General features: G+C 60.8%; 15 protein-coding genes. 6 read left to right on the forward strand and 9 right to left on the reverse strand.

Features of this window, described 5'->3' with window-relative positions; all coding sequences use genetic code 11:
• Window positions 1-69: 69 nt before the first annotated feature.
• The 9 genes from DW925_RS00940 to DW925_RS00980 form a co-directional block, all read right to left on the reverse strand.
• Complete coding sequence (locus tag DW925_RS00940; protein ID WP_117790164.1) at window positions 70-4,833, reverse strand: 2-hydroxyacyl-CoA dehydratase; 4,764 nt, start codon at window positions 4,831-4,833, stop codon at window positions 70-72.
• Between the two features lie 11 nt (window positions 4,834-4,844).
• Window positions 4,845-5,555 (reverse strand): TetR/AcrR family transcriptional regulator, encoded by a 711-nt coding sequence (locus DW925_RS00945; RefSeq protein WP_117790165.1) that lies wholly within the window; start codon window positions 5,553-5,555, stop codon window positions 4,845-4,847.
• 835 nt (window positions 5,556-6,390) lie between these two features.
• A complete protein-coding gene (locus DW925_RS00950) occupies window positions 6,391-7,254 on the reverse strand; it encodes an HAD-IIB family hydrolase (protein ID WP_369831891.1) in 864 nt (287 codons plus the stop codon).
• Window positions 7,255-7,363: 109 nt separating this feature from the next.
• On the reverse strand, window positions 7,364-8,626 hold the full coding sequence (locus DW925_RS00955; protein ID WP_158565717.1) for an MFS transporter: 1,263 nt from the start codon (window positions 8,624-8,626) through the stop codon (window positions 7,364-7,366).
• A 99-nt stretch (window positions 8,627-8,725) separates the two neighbouring features.
• On the reverse strand, window positions 8,726-9,388 hold the full coding sequence (locus tag DW925_RS00960; protein WP_158565718.1) for a TetR/AcrR family transcriptional regulator: 663 nt from the start codon (window positions 9,386-9,388) through the stop codon (window positions 8,726-8,728).
• Window positions 9,389-9,462: 74 nt separating this feature from the next.
• Entirely contained in the window at window positions 9,463-9,801 is a 339-nt protein-coding gene (locus DW925_RS00965) for a P-II family nitrogen regulator (RefSeq protein ID WP_117775909.1), read from the reverse strand.
• Between the two features lie 48 nt (window positions 9,802-9,849).
• Window positions 9,850-11,127 carry an ammonium transporter gene (locus DW925_RS00970; RefSeq protein ID WP_117640242.1) on the reverse strand — a complete coding sequence of 426 codons (1,278 nt, stop codon included), beginning with the start codon at window positions 11,125-11,127 and terminating at the stop codon, window positions 9,850-9,852.
• Between the two features lie 198 nt (window positions 11,128-11,325).
• Entirely contained in the window at window positions 11,326-12,345 is a 1,020-nt protein-coding gene (locus DW925_RS00975) for a putative ABC transporter permease (protein ID WP_233540202.1), read from the reverse strand.
• A 3-nt stretch (window positions 12,346-12,348) separates the two neighbouring features.
• Window positions 12,349-12,906 carry an HD domain-containing protein gene (locus DW925_RS00980; RefSeq protein ID WP_117790168.1) on the reverse strand — a complete coding sequence of 186 codons (558 nt, stop codon included), beginning with the start codon at window positions 12,904-12,906 and terminating at the stop codon, window positions 12,349-12,351.
• A 228-nt stretch (window positions 12,907-13,134) separates the two neighbouring features.
• Here DW925_RS00980 and DW925_RS00985 point away from each other — a divergent pair, with 228 nt between their 5' ends.
• The 6 genes from DW925_RS00985 (at window position 13,135) to DW925_RS01010 (ending at window position 19,657) form a co-directional block, all read left to right on the forward strand.
• Window positions 13,135-14,916 carry a 1-deoxy-D-xylulose-5-phosphate synthase gene (locus tag DW925_RS00985; protein ID WP_117790169.1) on the forward strand — a complete coding sequence of 594 codons (1,782 nt, stop codon included), beginning with the start codon at window positions 13,135-13,137 and terminating at the stop codon, window positions 14,914-14,916.
• A gap of 457 nt (window positions 14,917-15,373) precedes the next feature.
• A complete protein-coding gene (locus DW925_RS00990; protein WP_117790170.1) occupies window positions 15,374-16,366 on the forward strand; it encodes a glutamate ABC transporter substrate-binding protein in 993 nt (330 codons plus the stop codon).
• Window positions 16,367-16,504: 138 nt separating this feature from the next.
• Window positions 16,505-17,164, forward strand: coding sequence for an amino acid ABC transporter permease (locus DW925_RS00995; protein ID WP_022094657.1), 660 nt, complete (start codon window positions 16,505-16,507; stop codon window positions 17,162-17,164).
• Entirely contained in the window at window positions 17,161-17,994 is an 834-nt protein-coding gene (locus tag DW925_RS01000) for an amino acid ABC transporter permease (RefSeq protein ID WP_117640234.1), read from the forward strand. The genes DW925_RS00995 and DW925_RS01000 overlap by 4 nt, the downstream gene beginning before the upstream one ends.
• Before the next feature lie 36 nt (window positions 17,995-18,030).
• Window positions 18,031-18,795: an amino acid ABC transporter ATP-binding protein gene (locus DW925_RS01005; protein WP_117736130.1), complete on the forward strand. Its 765-nt coding sequence runs from the start codon at window positions 18,031-18,033 to the stop codon at window positions 18,793-18,795.
• A gap of 52 nt (window positions 18,796-18,847) precedes the next feature.
• The gene (locus DW925_RS01010; RefSeq protein WP_117637640.1) at window positions 18,848-19,657 is read left to right on the forward strand and encodes a gamma-glutamyl-gamma-aminobutyrate hydrolase family protein; all 810 of its coding nucleotides are present in this window, start codon (window positions 18,848-18,850) and stop codon (window positions 19,655-19,657) included.
• The last annotated feature ends 76 nt before the right edge of the window (window positions 19,658-19,733 follow it).

Raw genomic sequence — 19,733 nt, forward strand, 5'->3', positions numbered from 1 at the left:
CAGCAAAAACGGGTGGTAGCCGGCACGGCTGCCACCCGTTTGTCTCATATCTAGCCCATAGCGGGCAAGCTACTTCTTAATGCCGCGTCCCAGACGCTCGGCGACCGACGCAACGGCTTCCTCGCTGGCCGACTCGCAGCTCACGCAGCCGTCGTGGGCGCGCATCTGGCCGGTGACCTCGTCCATCGCGAGCGGCGCCACCTTCTCGAGCTTAAAGCCCTTGCCGGCGCGCATGTTCTCCTTGGCCACACTGATCATGAGCTTAATACGGTTGAGCTGGTTGACCTCGGACGCACCGGGGTCGTAGTCCACCGCGACAATGTTGCTCTCGGGATGCTGGCGGCGCAGCTCCTTGATCACGGCCTTGCCAACCACGTGGTTGGGCAGGCACGCGAAGGGCTGCGTGCAGATGATGTTGGGCGCGCCGTGGTCGATGAGGTCGAGCATCTCGGCCGTGAGCAGCCAGCCCTCGCCCATGTTGTTGCACACCGAAAGCACCGTACGGGCCTTGTCGGCCATGGTACCGATGCGCTCGGGCGCCTCAAAGCGTCGGGACTTTTCGAGCATCTCCTCCACCGGCGTACGCATCCAGTCCACGAGCTTGATGAGCGCCTGCATACCAGCGCGCGTGGTAGCAGAGCTTCCCAGCTCGTCCTTCTGCAGCTCGGCATTACTCATGGAGTACAGGAAGAAGTCGAGCAGGCCCGGCACCACGGCCTCGCAGCCCTCGCGCTCAATGACATCGACCACGTGGTTGTTAGCCGTGGGATGGAACTTGACCAAGATCTCACCGACCACGCCCACGCGCGGCTTGGTGCCCTCGCCCACAAGCGGCATGGTGTCGAACGTGCGGATGGCCTCGCGGCACAGCTTGGTGTAGTTATGCCTGTTGAACTTGGGTGCCAGCTTGCGAGCGCGCGCCATGTACTCCTCGTAGAGCGCGTTGGCGGCACCAGGCGTGGCCTCGTACGGGCGGCAGCGGTAGAGCATCTGCATCATCACGTCGCCAAAGAGCACCGCGTAGACTGCCTGCTTAAGCAGCGCCGGCGTCAGCTTAAAGCCGGGGTTGTCCTCGCCCAGCGCCACGGCCGAAAGCGAGATCACGGGGATCTCGGGGTGGCCGCTCTCGCGCAGGGCCTTGCGGATGAGCGCGATGTAGTTGGTGGCACGGCAGCCGCCGCCGGTCTGGCTGATGACCACGGCGGTCTTGGACAGGTCGTACCGACCGCTCTCGATGGCCTCCATAATCTGGCCCGTCACCAAAATCGACGGGTAGCAAATGTCATTGTTCACATAGCGCAGGCCAGCCTCGACGGCATCGTGGTCGGTCGAGGGCAGCAGCTCAAGGTTGTAGCCGGCACCGCGGAACACCTCTTTGACCAGGTCAAAGTGGATCGGCGCCATCTGCGGGCACAGGATGGTATAGCCCTCGTCGCGCATCTGCTCGGTAAAGGGCACCTTGGGCCACGCGGTCGAAGCACTCTCGCGCTGAGCCTCGAACGTGTACTTGCGGCTCGCAAACGCGGGGGCATCCGTGGAGGGCGCCACCGGCGCGGCGTCGCCCTGCTCGTAGGCCTCGCCCGCGGCCGTGGCCTCGGCCAAGCGCTCGGCCTCCTGGTCCTTGAGCGCCGCCATGAGCGAGCGGATGCGGATGCGCGCAGCGCCCAGGTTGGACACCTCGTCGATCTTGAGCACGGTGTAGATCTTGCCGCTGGCCTCAAGGATTTCCTGCACCTGGTCGGTGGTCAGAGCGTCCAGGCCACAGCCGAAGGAATTGAGCTGGATCAGATCCAGGTCGTTGCGCATCGTCACAAAACGGGCGACGGCATACAGGCGGCTGTGGTACATCCACTGGTCGACGACGCGAATCGGACGCTCAGGCTTTACCAGGTGCGCGAGCGAATCCTCGGTAAAGACCGCAAAGCCAAAGCTCGAGATAAGCTCGGGCAGGGCATGGTTGATCTCGGGGTCGTTATGGTAGGGGCGGCCGGCGAGCACAATGCCGTGGCCACCGTGGTCCTCGACCCACTTAAGAGCCTCCTCGCCCATGGTCTGGATGTCCTCATGGAAACGCGCATCGGCCTCAAAGGCAGCGTTGACAGCGGCATCGACCTCGGAGCGCGTGATCTTGGGCCCACGCACGCGACCGCGACCGGCTTGCGCATCGGCCACACGGTCGACGGCGAGCACCTGATACAGACGGCGCTTGAGCTCGGTCTTGTCATGATAGGGCACAAACGGGTACAGGAACTCGATGTTCTGCTCGCGGATCTCGTCGATGTTGAGTGCCAACGCCGTGGGGTAGCTCATGACGATGGGGCAGTTGTAACAGTTGCCGGCGGTCGGATCCTCCTTGCGCTCCCAGCGCACGCACGGCATCCAGATAAAGTCGACATCGCGGTCGATAAGGTTCATCACATGGCCGTGGCTCATCTTGGCCGGATAGCACACGCTCTCGGACGGCATGGACTCGATACCCGCCTGGTAGGTCTTCTTGCTCGACTGGTCGGACAGCTGCACGCTAAAGCCCAGGCGCGTAAAGAACGCATGCCAGAAGGGGTAGTTCTCGTACATGTTGAGCGCGCGCGGAATGCCGACGGTGCCGCGCGGGGCCTCGTCGGGGCTCAGCACCTCGCGGTTAAAGAGCAGCTCGTTTTTCTTTTTGAAGAGGTTGGGGGCCTCGGTCTTCTGCTTTTTGTGGCCGGCACCCTTCTCGCAGCGGTTGCCGGTAATGAAGCGCCTACCGCCGCCAAAATCGTTGACGGTGAGCTGGCAGTTGTTGGAGCAACGTCCGCAGCGGACGTGTTTTTGCGTCACGGTGAGGTGCGCGATATCCTCGGCAGAAAGAATGGTCGAGGTGCCGTCGGCGCCGGCGCGATCGCGGGCGAGCAGGGCCGCACCGTAGGCGCCCATGCAGCCGGCGATGTCGGGGCGCACGGCATGCACGCCGGTGAGCTGCTCAAACGCACGCAGCGTGGCATCGGACATAAAGGTGCCGCCCTGGACGATCACCTGACTGCCGATCTCCTTGGGGTCGCGCAGCTTAATGACCTTGAACAGGGCATTCTTGATGACGGAATAGGACAGGCCGGCCGCGATGTCACCCACCGTGGCGCCTTCCTTTTGCGCCTGCTTGACGCGCGAGTTCATAAAGACCGTGCAGCGGCTGCCCAGGTCGACGGGGGCCTTGGCATGGATGGCGGCGTCGGCGAACGCGCGCACGTCCATGTTCATGGAGACAGCGAAACTCTCGATAAAGCTGCCGCAGCCCGACGAGCAGGCCTCGTTGAGCATGATGTGCTCGATGACACCGTCCTTGACGCGCAGGCACTTCATGTCCTGGCCGCCGATGTCCAGGATAAACTCGACGCCGGGCAGGAACGCCTTGGCGCCGCGCAGGTGCGCGACGGTCTCGATCTCGCCGGAATCGGCCTTGAGAGCCTCGATGAGCAGCGCCTCGCCGTAGCCCGTGGTGGTCACGTGGCCGATGGTGCAGCCCGCGGGGATGTGGTTGTAGAAATCGGCCATGATGACCTTGGCCGTGCCCAGGATGTCACCGTTGTTGTTGCCGTACCAGGTATGCAACAGCTGGCCGTCCTCGCCCACGAGCGCGGCCTTCATGGTGGTGGAACCGGCGTCGATGCCGATGAACACGCGGCCGGTGTAGCCGTCGAGCTTGCCCTTGGGGACGACCTCGGTGTCGTGGCGACCCTTGAACTCGGCAAAGTCCTCGTCGGTGGCAAAGAGCGGATCCAGGCGCTCGACCTCAGCACCCTGCGTGTCGCCCAAGCTGTCGATGGCCTCGATAAGCTGTGGGAACGTGCTGAGCTTGTTGGACTCGTGCGCCATGGCGGCGCCGCTCGCTACAAACAGGTGGGCGTTTTGGGGCACGATACGGTGCTCCTCGTCCAGGTTGAGCGTGAGGTAGAAGCGGTGGCGCAGCTCGGAGAGATACTGCAGCGGGCCGCCCAGGAAGGCGACGTTGCCGCGGATGGGACGGCCGCACGCCAGGCCCGAGATGGTCTGGGTCACGACGGCCTGGAAGATGGAGGCGGCCACGTCCTCGGGACGGGCGCCCTCGTTGAGCAGCGGCTGCACGTCGGTCTTGGCAAAGACGCCGCAGCGGCTGGCGATGGGATAGATGGTGGTGGCGTTGGCCGCGAGCTCGTTGAGGCCGCTCGCGTCGGTGTGCAGCAGGGTTGCCATCTGGTCGATGAAGGCGCCCGTACCGCCGGCGCAGGTGCCGTTCATGCGCTGCTCGATGCCGTTGTCGAAGTAGATGATCTTGGCGTCCTCGCCGCCCAACTCGATGGCGACGTCGGTGGCCGGGATGAGGGTCTCGACGGCACGCTTGCTGGCGATGACTTCCTGGACAAACTCCAGGTCGAGCCACTGGGACAGCAGCAGGCCGCCCGAGCCGGTAATGGCGCAGGTCATCTGGGCCGTCGGCAGCACGGTCGCAGCGCCCGCGAACAGGTCGCGGGCGCAAGCGCGGACATCGGTGTGATGACGCTGGTACTTGGCGTAGACGATCTGGTTGTCGTCGTTGAGCACGGCGAGCTTAACGGTGGTGGAGCCCACGTCGATGCCCAGGTGCAGGTTGCCGCGGGCGGCCTCGGGGTTGAAGATCGCGCCTTCGGGGGCGTGGGCGGCGGCTACGGGCTCGCTAGCGACGGACGTCTCCCCTGCCGCGTTCTTGGCCTCGGCAACAGCCTCGACAACTTTCTCGGCAGCAGCGGTCGCGGCCTTCTGCGCGGCGTCCGCCACGGCGGGCGCGGCCTCGCGCGCGGCAGCAACTATACGGTCCTTAATGCCTTCGGCGAGTTTGCTCATTGTCTCTCCTCTTAGTTGTTGGACTCGACGGTTGCGGCGGTGTCGGCCGCGTCCTCGAGCTGCAAGTTCAATAGCTTCATGCCGTATTCCGGCACGTTGATATCGATGGGTTGGCCATACAGGTCACCGGGGCGCACAAAGGCGATAACCGTCATGATGCGCGCCATGGCCTCGGGCGATTCGGAAAGGTCACGCTCAAACCAGCGCTGAATCATGCCGACCTCGGCACTCACGACGTAGGTGACGTAGTAGTCAAAGAATGTGCCCAGCGCCAGGCCCAAAATGCCCGTCTGCGCACGCGGCACCACAGCCTCACGCGCAGTGTCGATAATCCTTTTAATGAAGGCCTGGTCGCCGCCCGGCCCCAGCAGCGCACCGATTAAGTCGCGGTTGGCCGCAAGATAACGCAGCAGCTCAACCGAACCGGGCGCCGGCTCGAGCTCATCGATATTGTGATAGAGATCAGGCAGCTGAGCTGCGGTAATGAACTCAATGCGCTCACGGATCTCGGCCAGCAAGCCGTCCTCGATTTGATTGATAAAGTCGGGGATATCGCGGTAGTGCGAATAGAACGTGCGACGCGTAAGGCCAGCGCGCTCGGTGAGCGACGCGACATTAATGCGCGAAAGATCGCCGCTTTCGGCAAGCTCGCTGGCAAGTGCCTGGCGAAGGGCACGCTGCGAGCGAAGGGACCTGCGATCGCATTTCTCGAGCTGGGACAAGCGTCCTCCTTGTTACTCAGCCTGTGCGCTATTGCACAGTGCGAGTATTATTGCACACCGTGTGTATCAACACGTAAAGGCAATATTTAGAATGTGACGAGGGGGCAGTCCCTTTGTCACATCCCACGGCGGCATTACCGATTGTCCAAAATGTCATTCATGGGTAGAATAGTGTTGACGGCAGCCCAAGTTGTAGCTGGCTGGGCAGCGCCGTTGCTTGTTTTAGGGGGTCAACGCCTTAGCGGCGGCGACCCCTTCTGTTACGCTTCGAGCGTTGCTTGAGTACCTCGGAAAGTCCGATAAGCGTCGTAAGAAGCGAGACCAATGCGGTCAGGAGCCTCACGAAATCAATCAAATCGGTCATGGGCATCACCTCCCATCAGATGGAGGGCGCTGCCCGGCACATGGAACTGCCGTCAACGATACCGATTCTATCAAAGCGCAGTTAGATATGCGAATGTTTGTTCGCATTTCAGAAGATCGGAGCTCGGGTATGGCGAAGGAGCAGTTCCTTTGCCATACCCGAGCTTGTCGCCGAACTGCCAACTACATTTTTCGATTTATTCGGCCACGCTACTGGTTTTGTATAAATGCACCGCCGGGATTATCTGAGGGTTTTTGTCCTTATTTGAGCGTATACATGCCCATTTGCGCACTTACGTCACCGAATCAAACACCATTAGAGGCATGAATGTTCCCGAGAGGGCATCTTTAGCCATTTAACGACCTCCGACAGGCCGAATAACTCGAAATTTGTTGGTGGCGAAAGCGTGACAGTCCTATACGCCAAAAGCCGGTATCTCCCATGTGACAAAGGGACAGTCCCTTTGTCACATTATTCAATGATGGTGCGGGAGCTCTGCTTATGCATGGTGGCGAGCATGTGTTTGGGGACGGCGTGGACCATGCAGCTGCCGATAGTTGCGCTCGCAGCAGCCTTAGCTGCATCGCTAGCGTTTTTGGTCGCATAGCTGTGGCGGAAACGCTTGAGCATGGCGATGTCGTTGCCGCCGTCGCCGTAGACCGCGACCTCGTCCTCGGCAATACCGTAGTAGCCCGCCAGCCAGGCCACACTCTCGCCCTTGTTGCACGCCACGTCCGTGATCTCGAACATCACCGGATCGAACGGCGCGTTGACCACATGGTCCGAGCGTTCGGCAAGATAGGCCTTAAGGTCACGCTCCAGCTCGGGCGAGGTCACGCGACAATTGATCTTGCATACATCGTGGCGCAGGATGTCACCGATCGACTGGTCGAAATACTGCTCCTCGTGATACCCACCGCGCGCACGCATGCCGCGCATCACAATACGCTTGATGGGGCTGTCCTTTTTAAAGCCCGCCTGATGCATCTCGAACGAACCGCTCGAGTACATGCCATCGGGCGTGGAACAATCAAAGCAAATGTCCGGGAACGCCTTGAGCAGTTCCTCAGTGACCTGCGGATCGATGGTCCAAGTCTTGAGCACCTCGCCATGGTTGTCGCGCACGATGGATCCATTGGAGCAGCAGGCGTCAAGCGCCAGGCCCGTAAAGCCATGCTCGCCGATCGGCAACGTCGATCGTCCAGTCGCGGGAACCACGTGCAGGCCAGCCTCAGTCAGCTCGCGAATGGCGCGGCGGATGGTCCCATCCGCCTCGTGCAGGGCGTTCAGCAGCGTTCCGTCTAAGTCACTCGCGAACATCTTGATCATGGACATGCCTCTCCTTCGTCTGCCCGATATTGTAGACGAAGGAGAGGCATGTCCAAACAATGCCGTCCCGGCGCGGCGTACCACCGCCTTCACAAATTCACGGTGCCCCAGCGCGTTAAGACAATCGCCGCAATCGATTTTTCAGCCGATAAAACAGAGCCGTCATCAACGTCAGCACCGCCAACATGGCTGCGAATACAATCGCCGGTGTCCATCGACCATATGCAGCCCCGTACGTCAATTGGCCGATAGGCGTTGCGCAGGAAAGGACCATGTAAACGACCGAAAGCACTTTTCCGCAGAGCTCAGTCGGCGCTGCCCGCTGAACAAACGCGATGATTTCAACCGACGCAATGCTTGCCCACACCATGACCCATGCCGAACCAACTGCAAACACGGCGAACGCACATACATCAGTGCCGCACAATAGCGCGACAATGATCGGCGCGACTCCAAAACAGATCATCGCAACATATCGACATATGCCATTGAAAGAAAAGCGATGCGGCCAAATGCCGACCAAGCCACTGCCGGTAAGACCACCCAAGCCCAGAGCAACCTCAACTATCCCAACGCAGGACGATTGCATGCCGAGATGCTTTGTAACAATAATGGGAGCGCCAATCGTTAGCCCAACCAACGCAAGGTTCAAAACGGCCGCAAGCAAAATCACAGCGACCAATGATGCATTTTGCAACAGATACCGAATCGACTCCCGAAAATCGTTTCGGCATGTCGTGCGAGTCGCGCCGTCTCCCATCGTTTCAGATGAGGCATTTTGCTTGAGTGCGACCCCAAACAAGAGAGCTGAAATCGCAAACGCCACCGACGCGGTTGTGCAAAGAGCATCGATGCCAAAGCACCCATAGACTGCCGTCCCGACCACAGGACCCAAGATATTGCTCACCATGGTCACCTGCGAAACCAATGCAGTGGCCCGCTCAACCTTCTTTTCACCCGCCATGCGCACCGTCTCAATTTGGAGCATTGGCTTTAGCAGCGATTGAACACCATATTGAACACAAAGTATCGCTACTACGACGACCGCAAGAGGCAACGAGCGCTTCATGGGGATAGACAGCAGCGATGCAGTCATCAGAGCAATGCCGAGGGCCACGAGGACCTCGCGATGTCTTCCCCGATCCGCCAAGATTCCGCCAACCGGAGCTGCGAGTACGCCGGGTATGAACGCTATCGCCACGACGACGCCATATAACGTTGACGATCCACTGCAATCGAACAAGTAAAGTGGATACGCAAAGCACAGCGCCGACAGCATCGAATACGTGCACAGCTGCGCAACCAGAAGTTCCGCGAGCCTGATTGACCGCACTGTTTTTGATTTCAACGAGACGCTGACGTCTCTCAGCCCAGCCATAAGTCCGCCCCCATACATACCGTTAGTATGTATTTATCGACTTGAAAAGGGCAGCCTGAGCTGCCCTCACAAATCAATTACATACCGTTGGTATCTATATTACCACCCGGCACGGTCCCATACGTCCCAAATCCGTGCCGTTGTCTGGAGCACTTCCTCACCCAAATCGAGTCCCACCGCGGCGGCCATCTGCGCCAAACATTGAGCGCGAGCGAGCATTCGATCCTTGGGCTCAAGCGGACGAAACAGTGGCAGCAACCAGAGATTCGCCAGCAACGATACGGCCTCCGCCGCTTCGCGCGGGCATTCGCACGCAATGGATCCGTCGGCGATGCCCTCCTCGATCACTGGCAAGAGACAGCCATCGGCTGACTCGTCAAACGAGCCCTGGTACTGCATCGCCAGTAGACGCGAGCTTTTTACCGGATCTGCTGCAGGACGCATACGTGCCCATAGCTCAATTTGCGGAACAACGGACTCGGAAGCGTAAAGCCTTTTTAGCTTTTGGGCGCCGGTCATATTACCGACGCCAAGCATCGAGCGACGGTGCTCAACAATCGGAGCCATTGCCCGATCAAATGCGGCGTTGAAAATCTCCTCTTTGCTCTTGAAGTGATGATAGACAGCGCCCTTGGTCATGCCATCGAGACGGTCAACGATATCTTGAATGCTCGTCCCCTCATAACCCTGTGCGCAGAATAGCTCCAGTGCCGCGTCGAGAATCTTCGCGACCGTCTCCTCGGGATATTTATTGCGACCCATAATCCGCCCATCCGCAACGCAAGCCTTGTGCCTCATTGCAGCATTTTAACGTTGCGGATGGCAGACGGTCGATTCTACACCGCGGCGGGGCCGTGTTCGCCGGTACGGATGCGGATAACATCCTCGACCGGCTCGACCCAAATCTTGCCGTCTCCAACGGCACCGGTGCGGGCGGCGTTGCAGATGATGTCGACAATGCCATCGACATGTTCATCAGCGCAGATAAGGGTGAACTGCACCTTAGGGATCGTGTTGACAAGCAACTCGTTGCCGCGCACGTATTCCTTCCAGCCATGCTGTGCGCCGCAGCCCTGCACCTGGTTGATAGTCATGCCGCGAACATCAGCAGCAAACAGCGCGTCTTTAAGAACCTCGAGCTTCTCGGCACGAACGATTGCCGTGATCTTCTTCATAGTGAATTCCTCTCTTTAAGAGTTGGTCTGACAGAACGTTTGAAACTGTTAGTCCAGACCACTAAACGAAGGATACGCGCTCTCGCCGTGCTGACTCGCATCCAGACCCAGGGCCTCGTCGGCCTCGTCCACGCGCAGGCTGCCGCGGAACAGTGCCTTGACCACCGCGACAATCACCAAGTCGAGCACCAGCACGATGGCGACCGTCACCACAATGCCCAGGATCTGCGAGATGAGCAGCGACACGTCGCCCGTGTAGAACAGGCCGCCCTTACCGGTCCACGAGAGCTCCGGCACACAAAACAGACCCGTGAGCACGCCGCCCAAGATGCCGCCGATGCCGTGGCAACCGAACGCGTCGAGCGCATCGTCGTAGCCGAACTTGGTCTTAAGATGGCTGATGGCCAGGTAGCAGACGGGCGATACGATCAGGCCCATGACCAGCGCCGCCCACGGCCCGACAAAGCCCGCGCCCGGCGTGACCACCACGAGGCCCGCGACCAGACCGGTGCTGGCACCCACCAGCGTGGGACGACCAGTGTGCACGCGCTCGACGGCAAGCCACGAGACCATACCTGCCGCGCTGGCCGTCACGGTGTTGAGGATGGCGAGCGCCGCCACGGCGTCGGCCTTAAACTCGCTGCCGCCGTTAAAGCCAAACCAGCCAAACCAAAGTAGGCCGGCGCCCAGCGCCACAAACGGTACGTTATGCGGACGGTAGCTCACCATGCCAAAGCCGCGACGACGGCCGAGCATTAAGCAGAGGACCAGGCCGGTAAGACCGGACGAAATGTGCACCACGTCGCCACCGGCAAAGTCGAGCGCGCCGATGATGTCGCCGATAAAGGAGCCATCGCCGCCCCAAACCATGTGGGCGAGCGGCGCATAGACCACAAGCAGCCAAATGCCTAGGAAGGCCGTCATGGCACCAAACTTAACGCGACCGGCCAGGCTGCCCGTAATGATAGCGGCGGTGATCATGGCAAACGCCATCTGGAAGGCGATGTTGATGATCTGAGGGTAGACGGCACCGTCCGCAGCATTGCCCTCGGCCGCCTGCAGCACCTGGTTGAGCACCGGCAGGCACAGCAGCTGGTCAAGGCCTCCAATAAACGGACTGGAGCCGTCGCCGCCGTAGGCCAGCGACCAGCCGGCAACAATCCACAGCACACCAACTAGGCCAATGGCGCCAAAGCACATAAGCATGGTGTTGATGACATTTTTGCGCCTGGACAGGCCGCCATAGAAAAACGCCAGGCCCGGTGTCATTAAAAACACGAGCATGGTGCAGATGAGCATAAACGTTGTCGACCCCGTATCGTACATTCGCTCCCCCTTGGTCGCATGAACGTTGTCGGCGCCCATAGTGCGGCCGAGGGGCAACTGGTGTAGACCAGATACGGCGTTGTTAAACGCTGCGTTGTCGAATGGAAACGGTGCCGCAATCTTGGAAACGGCGCGGCAACGGGCGCGAAACGAACGGGAAATGCGAGGGCAAGGGAGCCGTGAGCGCGCCCGTCCCGGCTAGCGCCGGAACAGCTCACGGGCTCGGTCGCGGAGGTTGGTGGCTCGGATGACACCCTCGTAGCGGTTGATGCGCAAGCGCGGGAAAGCATTGAAGAAGCGCAGGTCACGACGGCTGAGCGACACGCTCGGCACCGGACGGCTCATGTGCTTGCCGGCAAGGCGACGACTGAGCGACGGACGCGGCATGCTCGGCGCGGCATCGGCAACGCGGCGGGCAGCAAGCGCCAGGCCGCGAGCACCATCCGAGATAAACGTCGGCATCGAAGCCTTCTCACGCAGGGCATCGAGTGCCGCGTCGCCCAGCTCCGCCAGCCACGCGTTAACGGCGCGACCGCGGATATGCGTCTGCGCCACCGAGTCGATCGCCGAATCGGGAATACGTTCGAGCATAGAGTCGGAGGCATCGGCAAGCGACTCATTGATGCGGTCGGCAAGGTCGGCGCGCACACGCTCCAGCTGATCTGACAGACGCCGCCAGCTCGCCAACGAGCACGCCGCGTCGACCATCATCGCGACCGCGACGATAAAGGCGGACAGCCGCACAATCAGCACCGGCAGATGGCCAAGCAGCCCCAGCAATGCCGGCTCCACTAAACGGCAAATACACAACGCACCCAAGCCAAACGCGCAGGCCCAGTACAGGCAGATGCGTCCGTGCAGGTTAAACGGCAGATGCGAGTAATCCCAAAACCGGGCACCCGTCGTTTTTTCCAACAGCACGCCCACGCTGTACTCGATTACGCTGCATACGAGCGCGGCAGCGACAAACTGGCTCGAGGCGTCTGGGATTCCACGCAGCAGCAACCAGCACGCGATGCCGCCCGCACCGTAGATGGGACAACACGGCCCTAGCAAAAAGCCGCTGTTGGCAAAGCGTCCGTGGTTGAGCATGGCGCAGACTGTCGACTCCCATACCCAGCCGCAAAAACCGTAGAAGGCAAACGAGAGTACCAGCGCCGAGAGCGGACAAGCGGCAAGCGTCGCGCCGTCAAATGCCATGCCGATCGCGGTTCCCACCGTCTACCCACTCCTCTTTTCGTTCGATTCTTTGCTCGAGCCGTCGCTCGAACCCTCGTTCAAATCGTTCGCGCCGCCTTTGCGCGGCAGACGGCCGGCAATCGTCTCGCGCAGCGCGCACCATTTATCCGCCAGGCACACAATCCATGCCTCACGACACGTCGGCGGCACCGGCACCAGCGGAAACATATGGCGCGCGATGATATTCCGCTCGCGCGACGTCAGCTCAAAATCTTCCTCCGCACGCGCCAGGGCAAAAAACGGGTGACGAAAGCCATGCAGTCGATGGCTTGGGTCGGGGTCGTGCCAGTCATAGAGAAAGTAATCGTGCAGCAGGGCCCCGCGCAGCAGCGATAAGCGGTCGACGGAGATACCGACGCGGCCCAGGCGCTCGGCAAAGGACAGACTTGCCCGCGCTACCGAGGTCACATGTGTATAGACCGTCACATCGCCATGTTGGATAAACTCATGCATCAGGTCCAAGCGGCCCGCCTGGGCAAGCTGACGGGCGGCATCGTCGACCTCGCGCGCGATTTTCTCGGCACGAACGGTATCGGACATGCGGCCTCCTTCCGGCGGCGCTCGGCGGCAAGCCGCAGCCTGCACGCAATGAATAAAATCATCATCGAATTTACCAGTATGGCATCGGACAAAACGTTTTGCCCCACCAGTTGGCGAATTACCGCGCCGCCGTCACATATCAAACGCCAAAATGTGCGAGACTGTCTTGTGCAATTGTGCCGGCCGAGGGAGTGCCGGCGCACGATTCGCATGGAGTAACCCACAACGATGCTGCTTACGCAAACGACAACGCCCGAGGACGTCAAGGCTCTCGATCGCGCCGAGCTTCCGCTGCTCTGCGGCGAGATCCGCCACGCCATCCTCGAAAGCTCCGCCGCCGTCGGCGGGCACGTTGCCCCCAACCTGGGCGTCGTTGAGCTTACGGTTGCGCTCCATCGCGTGTTTAACTCCCCCACCGACAAAATTGTCTTTGACGTGTCGCACCAGACCTATGCCCACAAGGCGCTGACTGGGCGCGCGTACACTTATATCGACCCGGCACGCTACGGCGAGGCCTCTGGCTTTGCCAATCCCGACGAGTCCGAACACGACCTGTTCGCCATGGGCCACACCTCCACATCGGTGAGCCTGGGCTGCGGCTTGGCACACGCCCGCGATCTGGCGGGCGACAGCTACAACGTCATTACCATCATTGGCGACGGTTCGCTTTCGGGCGGTCTGGCGTTTGAGGGCTTTAACAATGCCGCCGAGCTCGACAGCAACCTGATCATCATCGTCAATGACAACGACCAGTCCATCGCCGAAAACCACGGTGGCCTGTATCGCAATCTGGCCGAGCTGCGCGCCAGCAACGGCACCTGCGAGCGCAACGTTTTCCGCGCGATGGGGCTCGACTACCGCTATCTGGACGCCGGTAACGATGTGTTGGCCCTGGTCGACGCGTTGCAGGAGCTGCGCGATATCGATCATCCCATCGTGCTGCACGTCTCCACCGCAAAGGGCAAGGGCTTTGAGCCAGCCCAGAGCGACCCCGAGCGCTGGCATCATGTGGGTCCGTTTGACATGGCGACTGGGCGCAAGCTCTGCCCGGGCCATCCGAGCGAGCCTGCGCCGCGCACCTATGCCGACATTACGGGCGAGGCGCTCAGCGCCGCCATCGAGCGCGATCCGCAGGTCGTGGGCATCACGGCCGCCACGCCCTACATCATGGGCTTTACACCCGAGCTTCGCGCCGCGGCAGGCAAGCAGTTTGTCGACGTGGGCATTGCCGAGGAGCACGCCGTGACCTTTGTCACCGCACTCGCCCGCTCGGGTGCCAAGCCGGTCTTTGGCGTGTACGGTACGTTCTTGCAGCGTGCCTACGACGAACTGTGGCACGACCTGTGCCTCAACGACGCCCCCGCGACCATCCTGGTATTTGGCGCGTCGATCTTTGGCACCACATCCGAGACGCATCTTTCGTTCTTTGATATTTCCATGCTGGGCGCTCTCCCCAATATGCGTTGCCTGGCGCCTTCCTGTATGGAGGAATACCTGTCCATGCTGAGCTGGTCGCTCGATCACCGCGAGCATCCCGTGGCGATTCGCGTGCCGGGCATTGGCCTGGTAAGCCGCCCCGATCTGGCGCCTGCCGAGGGCGACGATTACGGCGTCGCGCGCTACAACGTCGTGCGCCAGGGCCGCGACGTTGCCGTGCTCGCGCTTGGCGATTTCTTTGAGCTGGGCGAGCGCGTGGCAAACCGCTTGGCTGCCGAGTACGGCATCGAGGCCACGCTCGTCAACCCGCGCTTTGCGACCGAGCTCGACCGCGAGTTCCTCGACAGCCTTGCCGCCGAGCATCGCGTTGTCGTCACCCTCGAGGACGGCATCTTGGACGGCGGCTGGGGCGAGCGCGTGGCGTGCTACCTGGCCTGCACGCCGCTGCGCACGCGCACTTTTGGTATCGCCAAGGGATTCCCCGACCGCTACGACCCCAACGAGCTGCTCGCTCAGAACGGCATGACGGTCGAGAACATGGCCGCCGAAGCCGTAAGGCTACTGAACGAGTAAGAAAACCTCCGCAAGGAAAGCACCCCTGCGGAGGTTTATATTTTCGCGACGCGATTATCTCGATCTGTAACATCTAGGACCCGAATTCCCGTCTAACTGTTACAGATCGAGACAAGACGTCTTAGTCCCTGACCTTTGTCTCAATCTGTAACAGATAGGGACCTTTTGTCCGTCCAGATGTTACAGATTGAGACATTCGAATTCCCCTAAAGAGAAAATCTCGATCTGTAACAGGTAGAACCCATTTCCTCGTCTAACTGTTACAGATTGAGACAAAGCAGCGAGACAGGCCACCACATCTGCAAGAACCACCACAAAGGTGCCTGTCTCTTTTTGGTAGGCACAATAACCCATAAGGTAAGTATGTTTCTGAGTTATTTCGTGTTGACCCATCTGAGCGGGATAGGGTATAACTCTACTCAACCGCTAGGGATTTTATTGAGAAAGGTGTTCTACCATGAGCAAGAACCTCTCCCAGCAGGTCGTTCTCGACCGCCGCGGCTTCGTTGCCGCCAGCTTCGCAACCGTCGCCGGCCTTGGTCTTGCCGGCTGCTCTGACACCAGCGCCGAGGCCGACAAGGGCTCCGCCGCCTCCTCCAAGAGCTCCGAGGATACCGAGGCTTCCACCACGCTCGACGCTAAGGCATTCGACAAGCTCGTCGACAACGGCCCCAAGGCCGATGACGACGCCATCGCCGCCAGCGCCTGGGCGACGGCCGTCAAGGACGCCGGCGTCTTTAAGATCGGTGGCGTTCAGACCTCCACGCTCTTCTCCCTCCTCAACGAGAAGGACGGTCAGACCCGCGGTTTCGACGCCGGCATCGCGCAGCTTCTGTCCAACTACATTCTGGGCGAGAACAAGGTCGAGATCACCCAGGTGACCTCGGACACGCGCGAGTCCGTCCTGCAGAACGGCCAGGTCGACGCCGTCTTTGCCACCTACACCATCACTGACGAGCGTAAGAAGCTCGTCTCCTTTGCCGGTCCCTACTACTACACCCAGCAGGCTATCCTGGTGCTCGCCGATAACGACGACATCAAGAGCGTCGACGACCTGGCCGACAAGAACGTCGCCGTCCAGTCCGGCTCCAACGGCCCCGCCATTCTGGAGGAGTTCGCCCCCAAGGCCAGCCAGCAAGAGTTCAAGACCGACGAGGAGGCACGCCAGGCACTCCAACAGGGCCGCGTTGACGCCTACGTCATCGATAACAACATGCAGCAGAGCGCCCTGGTCCGCGAGCCCGGTAAGTACAAGATTGCCGGCAAGCCCTTCGGCAGCAAGGAGCCCTATGGCATCGGTCTGCCGCTCGATTCCGACGGCGTCGCCTTTGTCAACGACTTCCTTAAGAAGATCGAGGACGACGGCACCTGGACCGAGCTGTGGCAGATCTGCATCGGCGACCGTACGGGCGACACCAATGTTCCCGAGCTGCCCGAGATCGGCGCCTAAGCAGCGAGCCTGGTAACGGCCGCAACGAAACCATACGGAAACGCATGATTCGCTTTATTGCGCTAAACTGTTTCATCACTGAGTTGTCGGGGCTTCCGTACACACGGGAGCCCCTTTCCTTATCGGCGGGAGGTCCGCATGAGTCTCTCCGAGCTCTGGTCGCTCTATGGCCAGAACTATATCGACGCGCTGCTAGCAACCTGGGGCATGACGCTTGAGTCGTTTGCCATCGCCATGGTGCTGGCCGTCGCCGTCACCGTGATGCGCGTGTCGCCGCTCAAGCCGCTGCGCGTCTTTGGCGACCTGTATGTCCAGGTCTTCCGTAACATCCCCGGCATCGCGCTGCTCATTATCGTCGTCTACGCGCTGCCGCCGCTCAAGGTCGTCCTGCCCTACCGCACCTGCGTCATCGTCGCCACAGTGCTCTTGGGTTCTGCCTTTGGCTCCGAGAACTTTATGAGCGGCATCAACACCGTCGGTGTCGGCCAGGTGGAAGCCGCCCGCTCGCTGGGCATGAGCTTCAGCCGTATCCTCGCCAAGATCGTGATTCCGCAGGCGCTGCGCTCGAGCGTGCTGCCCATGACCAACCTCTTTATCGCCGTCATGCTCACCACCGCGCTCGGCAGTCAGGTGCCGCTGAAACCGCAGGAGCTCACCGGCGTGGTGAGCTACATCAACACGCGCTCGCTCGGCGGCGTCGCCGCGTTCTTTATCTCGGCGCTCGGCTACCTGGGCACGGCCTTTGTGGTGAGCCACATTGGCAACTATATCGATAAGAAGGTGAGGATCCTCCGATGAGCAAGCACTCCACCTCCGCGCTCACCATGCGCGATGCGCTCTACGAGGCTCCCGGCCCCAAGATGCGCGCCAAGATTCGCGTCGGCACCGCCATCTCACTTGTTGCCGTGGCCGCGCTCATCGCTCTGGTACTGCAGCGCTTTTATGTGACCGGTCAGCTTTCAGTCCACTATTGGTATTTCTTTACGCACCTCACTACCTGGAAGTTCTTACTTGCCGGTTTTGAGGGCACGGTAAAGGTCGCGCTCACCGCTGGCGCCATCGCGCTGGTACTGGGTCTGGCCCTCATGCTCGGCCGCACCAGCGACATCAAGCCGCTGCAGCTGGTCTGCCGCGTGCTCACCGATTTCTTCCGTGGCGTGCCGAGCCTACTGTTCATCTACTTCTTCTTTTTGGTGCTGCCCCAGTACAAGATCGCGCTGCCGTCGTTTTGGATGCTCACGCTTCCCGTCGCGCTCGCTGCAGCCGGTGTGCTTGCCGAGATCTTCCGCGCCGGCGTCAATGCCGTGCCGCGCGGCCAGGTCGAGGCCGCCCAGGCGCTCGGTCTCGCCAAAGCTAAAATCACCTTTAAAATCGTGCTGCCGCAGGCGATTCGCTTTATCATTCCGTCGTTGATTTCGCAGCTTGTAGTCGTCGTCAAAGACACCACCGTCGCCTATGTGGTGAGCTACCCCGACCTCATGCAAAATGCCCGCGTGCTCATCACCAACTACGACGCGCTCGTATCGGTCTATCTGGTGATCGCGGTCATCTACATCCTCATCAACGTCGCGATCAACAAGGCCGCTGTCTACGTTTCGCACAAGACCGGCGCGACCATCATCCGCTAACGCTTTACCATTTCCAGTCATAAGGAGCCGAGCACCATGGCACAGAGCACTTCTACTTCTGGCAACCAGCCGCTTATCGAGCTCAAGCACGTCGATAAGCACTATGGCGATCTGCACGTCCTCAACGACATCAATCTCTCGGTCGACCGCGGCGAAGTCGTCGTCGTGATCGGCCCCTCGGGCTCGGGCAAGTCGACCATGTGCCGAACCATCAACCGCCTGGAAACCATCGACTCGGGCGAGATCCTCATCGAGGGCGAGCCTCTGCCGCAGGAAGGCAAGGATCTTGCCCGCATGCGCGCCGAGCTGGGCATGGTGTTTCAGCAGTTCAACCTGTTCGCGCATATGACGGTGCTGCAGAACGTCATGCTGGGGCCGGTCGACGTGCTGGGCGTGTCCAAGGAGGAAGCTCGTGAGCGCGCCATGGACCTGCTGAGCCGCGTGGGCGTTGCCGAACAGGCCGACAAGGTGCCCGCTCAGCTCTCGGGCGGCCAGCAGCAGCGCGTGGCCATTGCCCGCTCGCTCGCCATGCAGCCCAAGGCCATGCTCTTCGACGAGCCCACGAGTGCCCTTGACCCCGAGATGATCAACGAGGTGCTCGAGGTCATGGTCCGCCTGGCCCAGCAGGGCATGACGATGATCGTGATTACGCACGAGATGAACTTCGCCCGCCGCGTTGCCGACCGCGTCGTGTTCATGGCCGACGGCCAGATCGTGGAAACCGGCGCGCCCGACGAGTTCTTCGACCATCCCCAGACCAAGCGCGCCCAAGACTTCCTCAACTCCATCAAGGGCCACTAGCCCAATTGCCATATCCGCTCGCCATGACCATCCAAACTCGAAAGCAACACCTATGATCGGAACTCGCACTTCATCGTCATACACCCCGCACGTCAACGTCGACCCCGCCGACCGTCCGCTCATCCTGGTGGCGCCGCGCTGGGAAGAGGCAAAGCCGTTTTTAAGCGAGACACTCTCCCCCAACGAGGAAATCGCAAGTGTCTTTGTCGATGCCATTCTTGCTGCCGGCGGCCTGCCGCTGCAGATGTCCATCACCGAGGACATTGAGGTCATCCGTCATTACGTCGACATCGCCGACGGCATCGCCATCCCCGGCGGCCCCGATGTCAATCCCAAACGTTGGGGCGATGATCGACCCTACGACCCCACCCTCTGCTGCGAAATCCGCGATAGTTTTGAGTTTAAGCTGGTCGACGAGGTACTCCGCGCCAAAAAGCCGCTCTTTACCACCTGCCGCGGCACGCAGCTGCTCAACGTCGCCACCGGCGGCACCCTGTGCATGGACGTGCCGAGCCTGGGCGCGCGCGAGGGCCGCACGCAGTGGCGCCATACCCACGTGCTCAACGACCCTGTGCATCCTGTCGAGGTCGTGCCGGGCTCGCTGCTGGAGCGCGCGGTTGGCGGGCACAGGCTGATCCAGACCAACTCCGCACACCACTGCTGCGTCGATCGTCTGGGTAAAAGCACGCGCTTGGTCGCCAAGGCAACCGACGGCGTGCCCGAGTGCATCGAAGTCGAAGGCCAGCCGTTCTGCCTGGGCGTGCAATGGCACCCTGAGTACACGTGGAAGACGCTCGAGACCGACTTTGACCTGTGGAAGTCGTTTGTCGAGGCAGCGGCCAAGGTTAAGCGGGCTCGCTAGCTCGCGAATCACACAGGCTTAAACCTTCCATGCCAGGGGGGTGTTCCTATAGTTTTGTCAACTGGGAAATGCTCTC

The sequence above is a fragment of the Collinsella sp. AM43-1 genome, from assembly GCF_003467925.1.
Lineage (GTDB): Bacteria > Actinomycetota > Coriobacteriia > Coriobacteriales > Coriobacteriaceae > Collinsella.

What these genes read in the sequence shown, in the direction of transcription:
- DW925_RS00960 (WP_158565718.1), bottom strand. Translation starts at nt 9,388, where the DNA reads ATGGGTCGCAATAAATATCCCGAGGAGACGGTCGCGAAGATTCTCGAC.
- DW925_RS00970 (WP_117640242.1), bottom strand. Translation starts at nt 11,127, where the DNA reads ATGTACGATACGGGGTCGACAACGTTTATGCTCATCTGCACCATGCTC.
- DW925_RS00940 (WP_117790164.1), bottom strand. Translation starts at nt 4,833, where the DNA reads ATGAGCAAACTCGCCGAAGGCATTAAGGACCGTATAGTTGCTGCCGCG.
- DW925_RS00950 (WP_369831891.1), bottom strand. Translation starts at nt 7,254, where the DNA reads ATGTCCATGATCAAGATGTTCGCGAGTGACTTAGACGGAACGCTGCTG.
- DW925_RS01005 (WP_117736130.1), top strand. Translation starts at nt 18,031, where the DNA reads ATGGCACAGAGCACTTCTACTTCTGGCAACCAGCCGCTTATCGAGCTC.
- DW925_RS01000 (WP_117640234.1), top strand. Translation starts at nt 17,161, where the DNA reads ATGAGCAAGCACTCCACCTCCGCGCTCACCATGCGCGATGCGCTCTAC.
- DW925_RS00995 (WP_022094657.1), top strand. Translation starts at nt 16,505, where the DNA reads ATGAGTCTCTCCGAGCTCTGGTCGCTCTATGGCCAGAACTATATCGAC.
- DW925_RS00955 (WP_158565717.1), bottom strand. Translation starts at nt 8,626, where the DNA reads ATGGCTGGGCTGAGAGACGTCAGCGTCTCGTTGAAATCAAAAACAGTG.
- DW925_RS00985 (WP_117790169.1), top strand. Translation starts at nt 13,135, where the DNA reads ATGCTGCTTACGCAAACGACAACGCCCGAGGACGTCAAGGCTCTCGAT.
- DW925_RS00965 (WP_117775909.1), bottom strand. Translation starts at nt 9,801, where the DNA reads ATGAAGAAGATCACGGCAATCGTTCGTGCCGAGAAGCTCGAGGTTCTT.
- DW925_RS00990 (WP_117790170.1), top strand. Translation starts at nt 15,374, where the DNA reads ATGAGCAAGAACCTCTCCCAGCAGGTCGTTCTCGACCGCCGCGGCTTC.
- DW925_RS01010 (WP_117637640.1), top strand. Translation starts at nt 18,848, where the DNA reads ATGATCGGAACTCGCACTTCATCGTCATACACCCCGCACGTCAACGTC.
- DW925_RS00980 (WP_117790168.1), bottom strand. Translation starts at nt 12,906, where the DNA reads ATGTCCGATACCGTTCGTGCCGAGAAAATCGCGCGCGAGGTCGACGAT.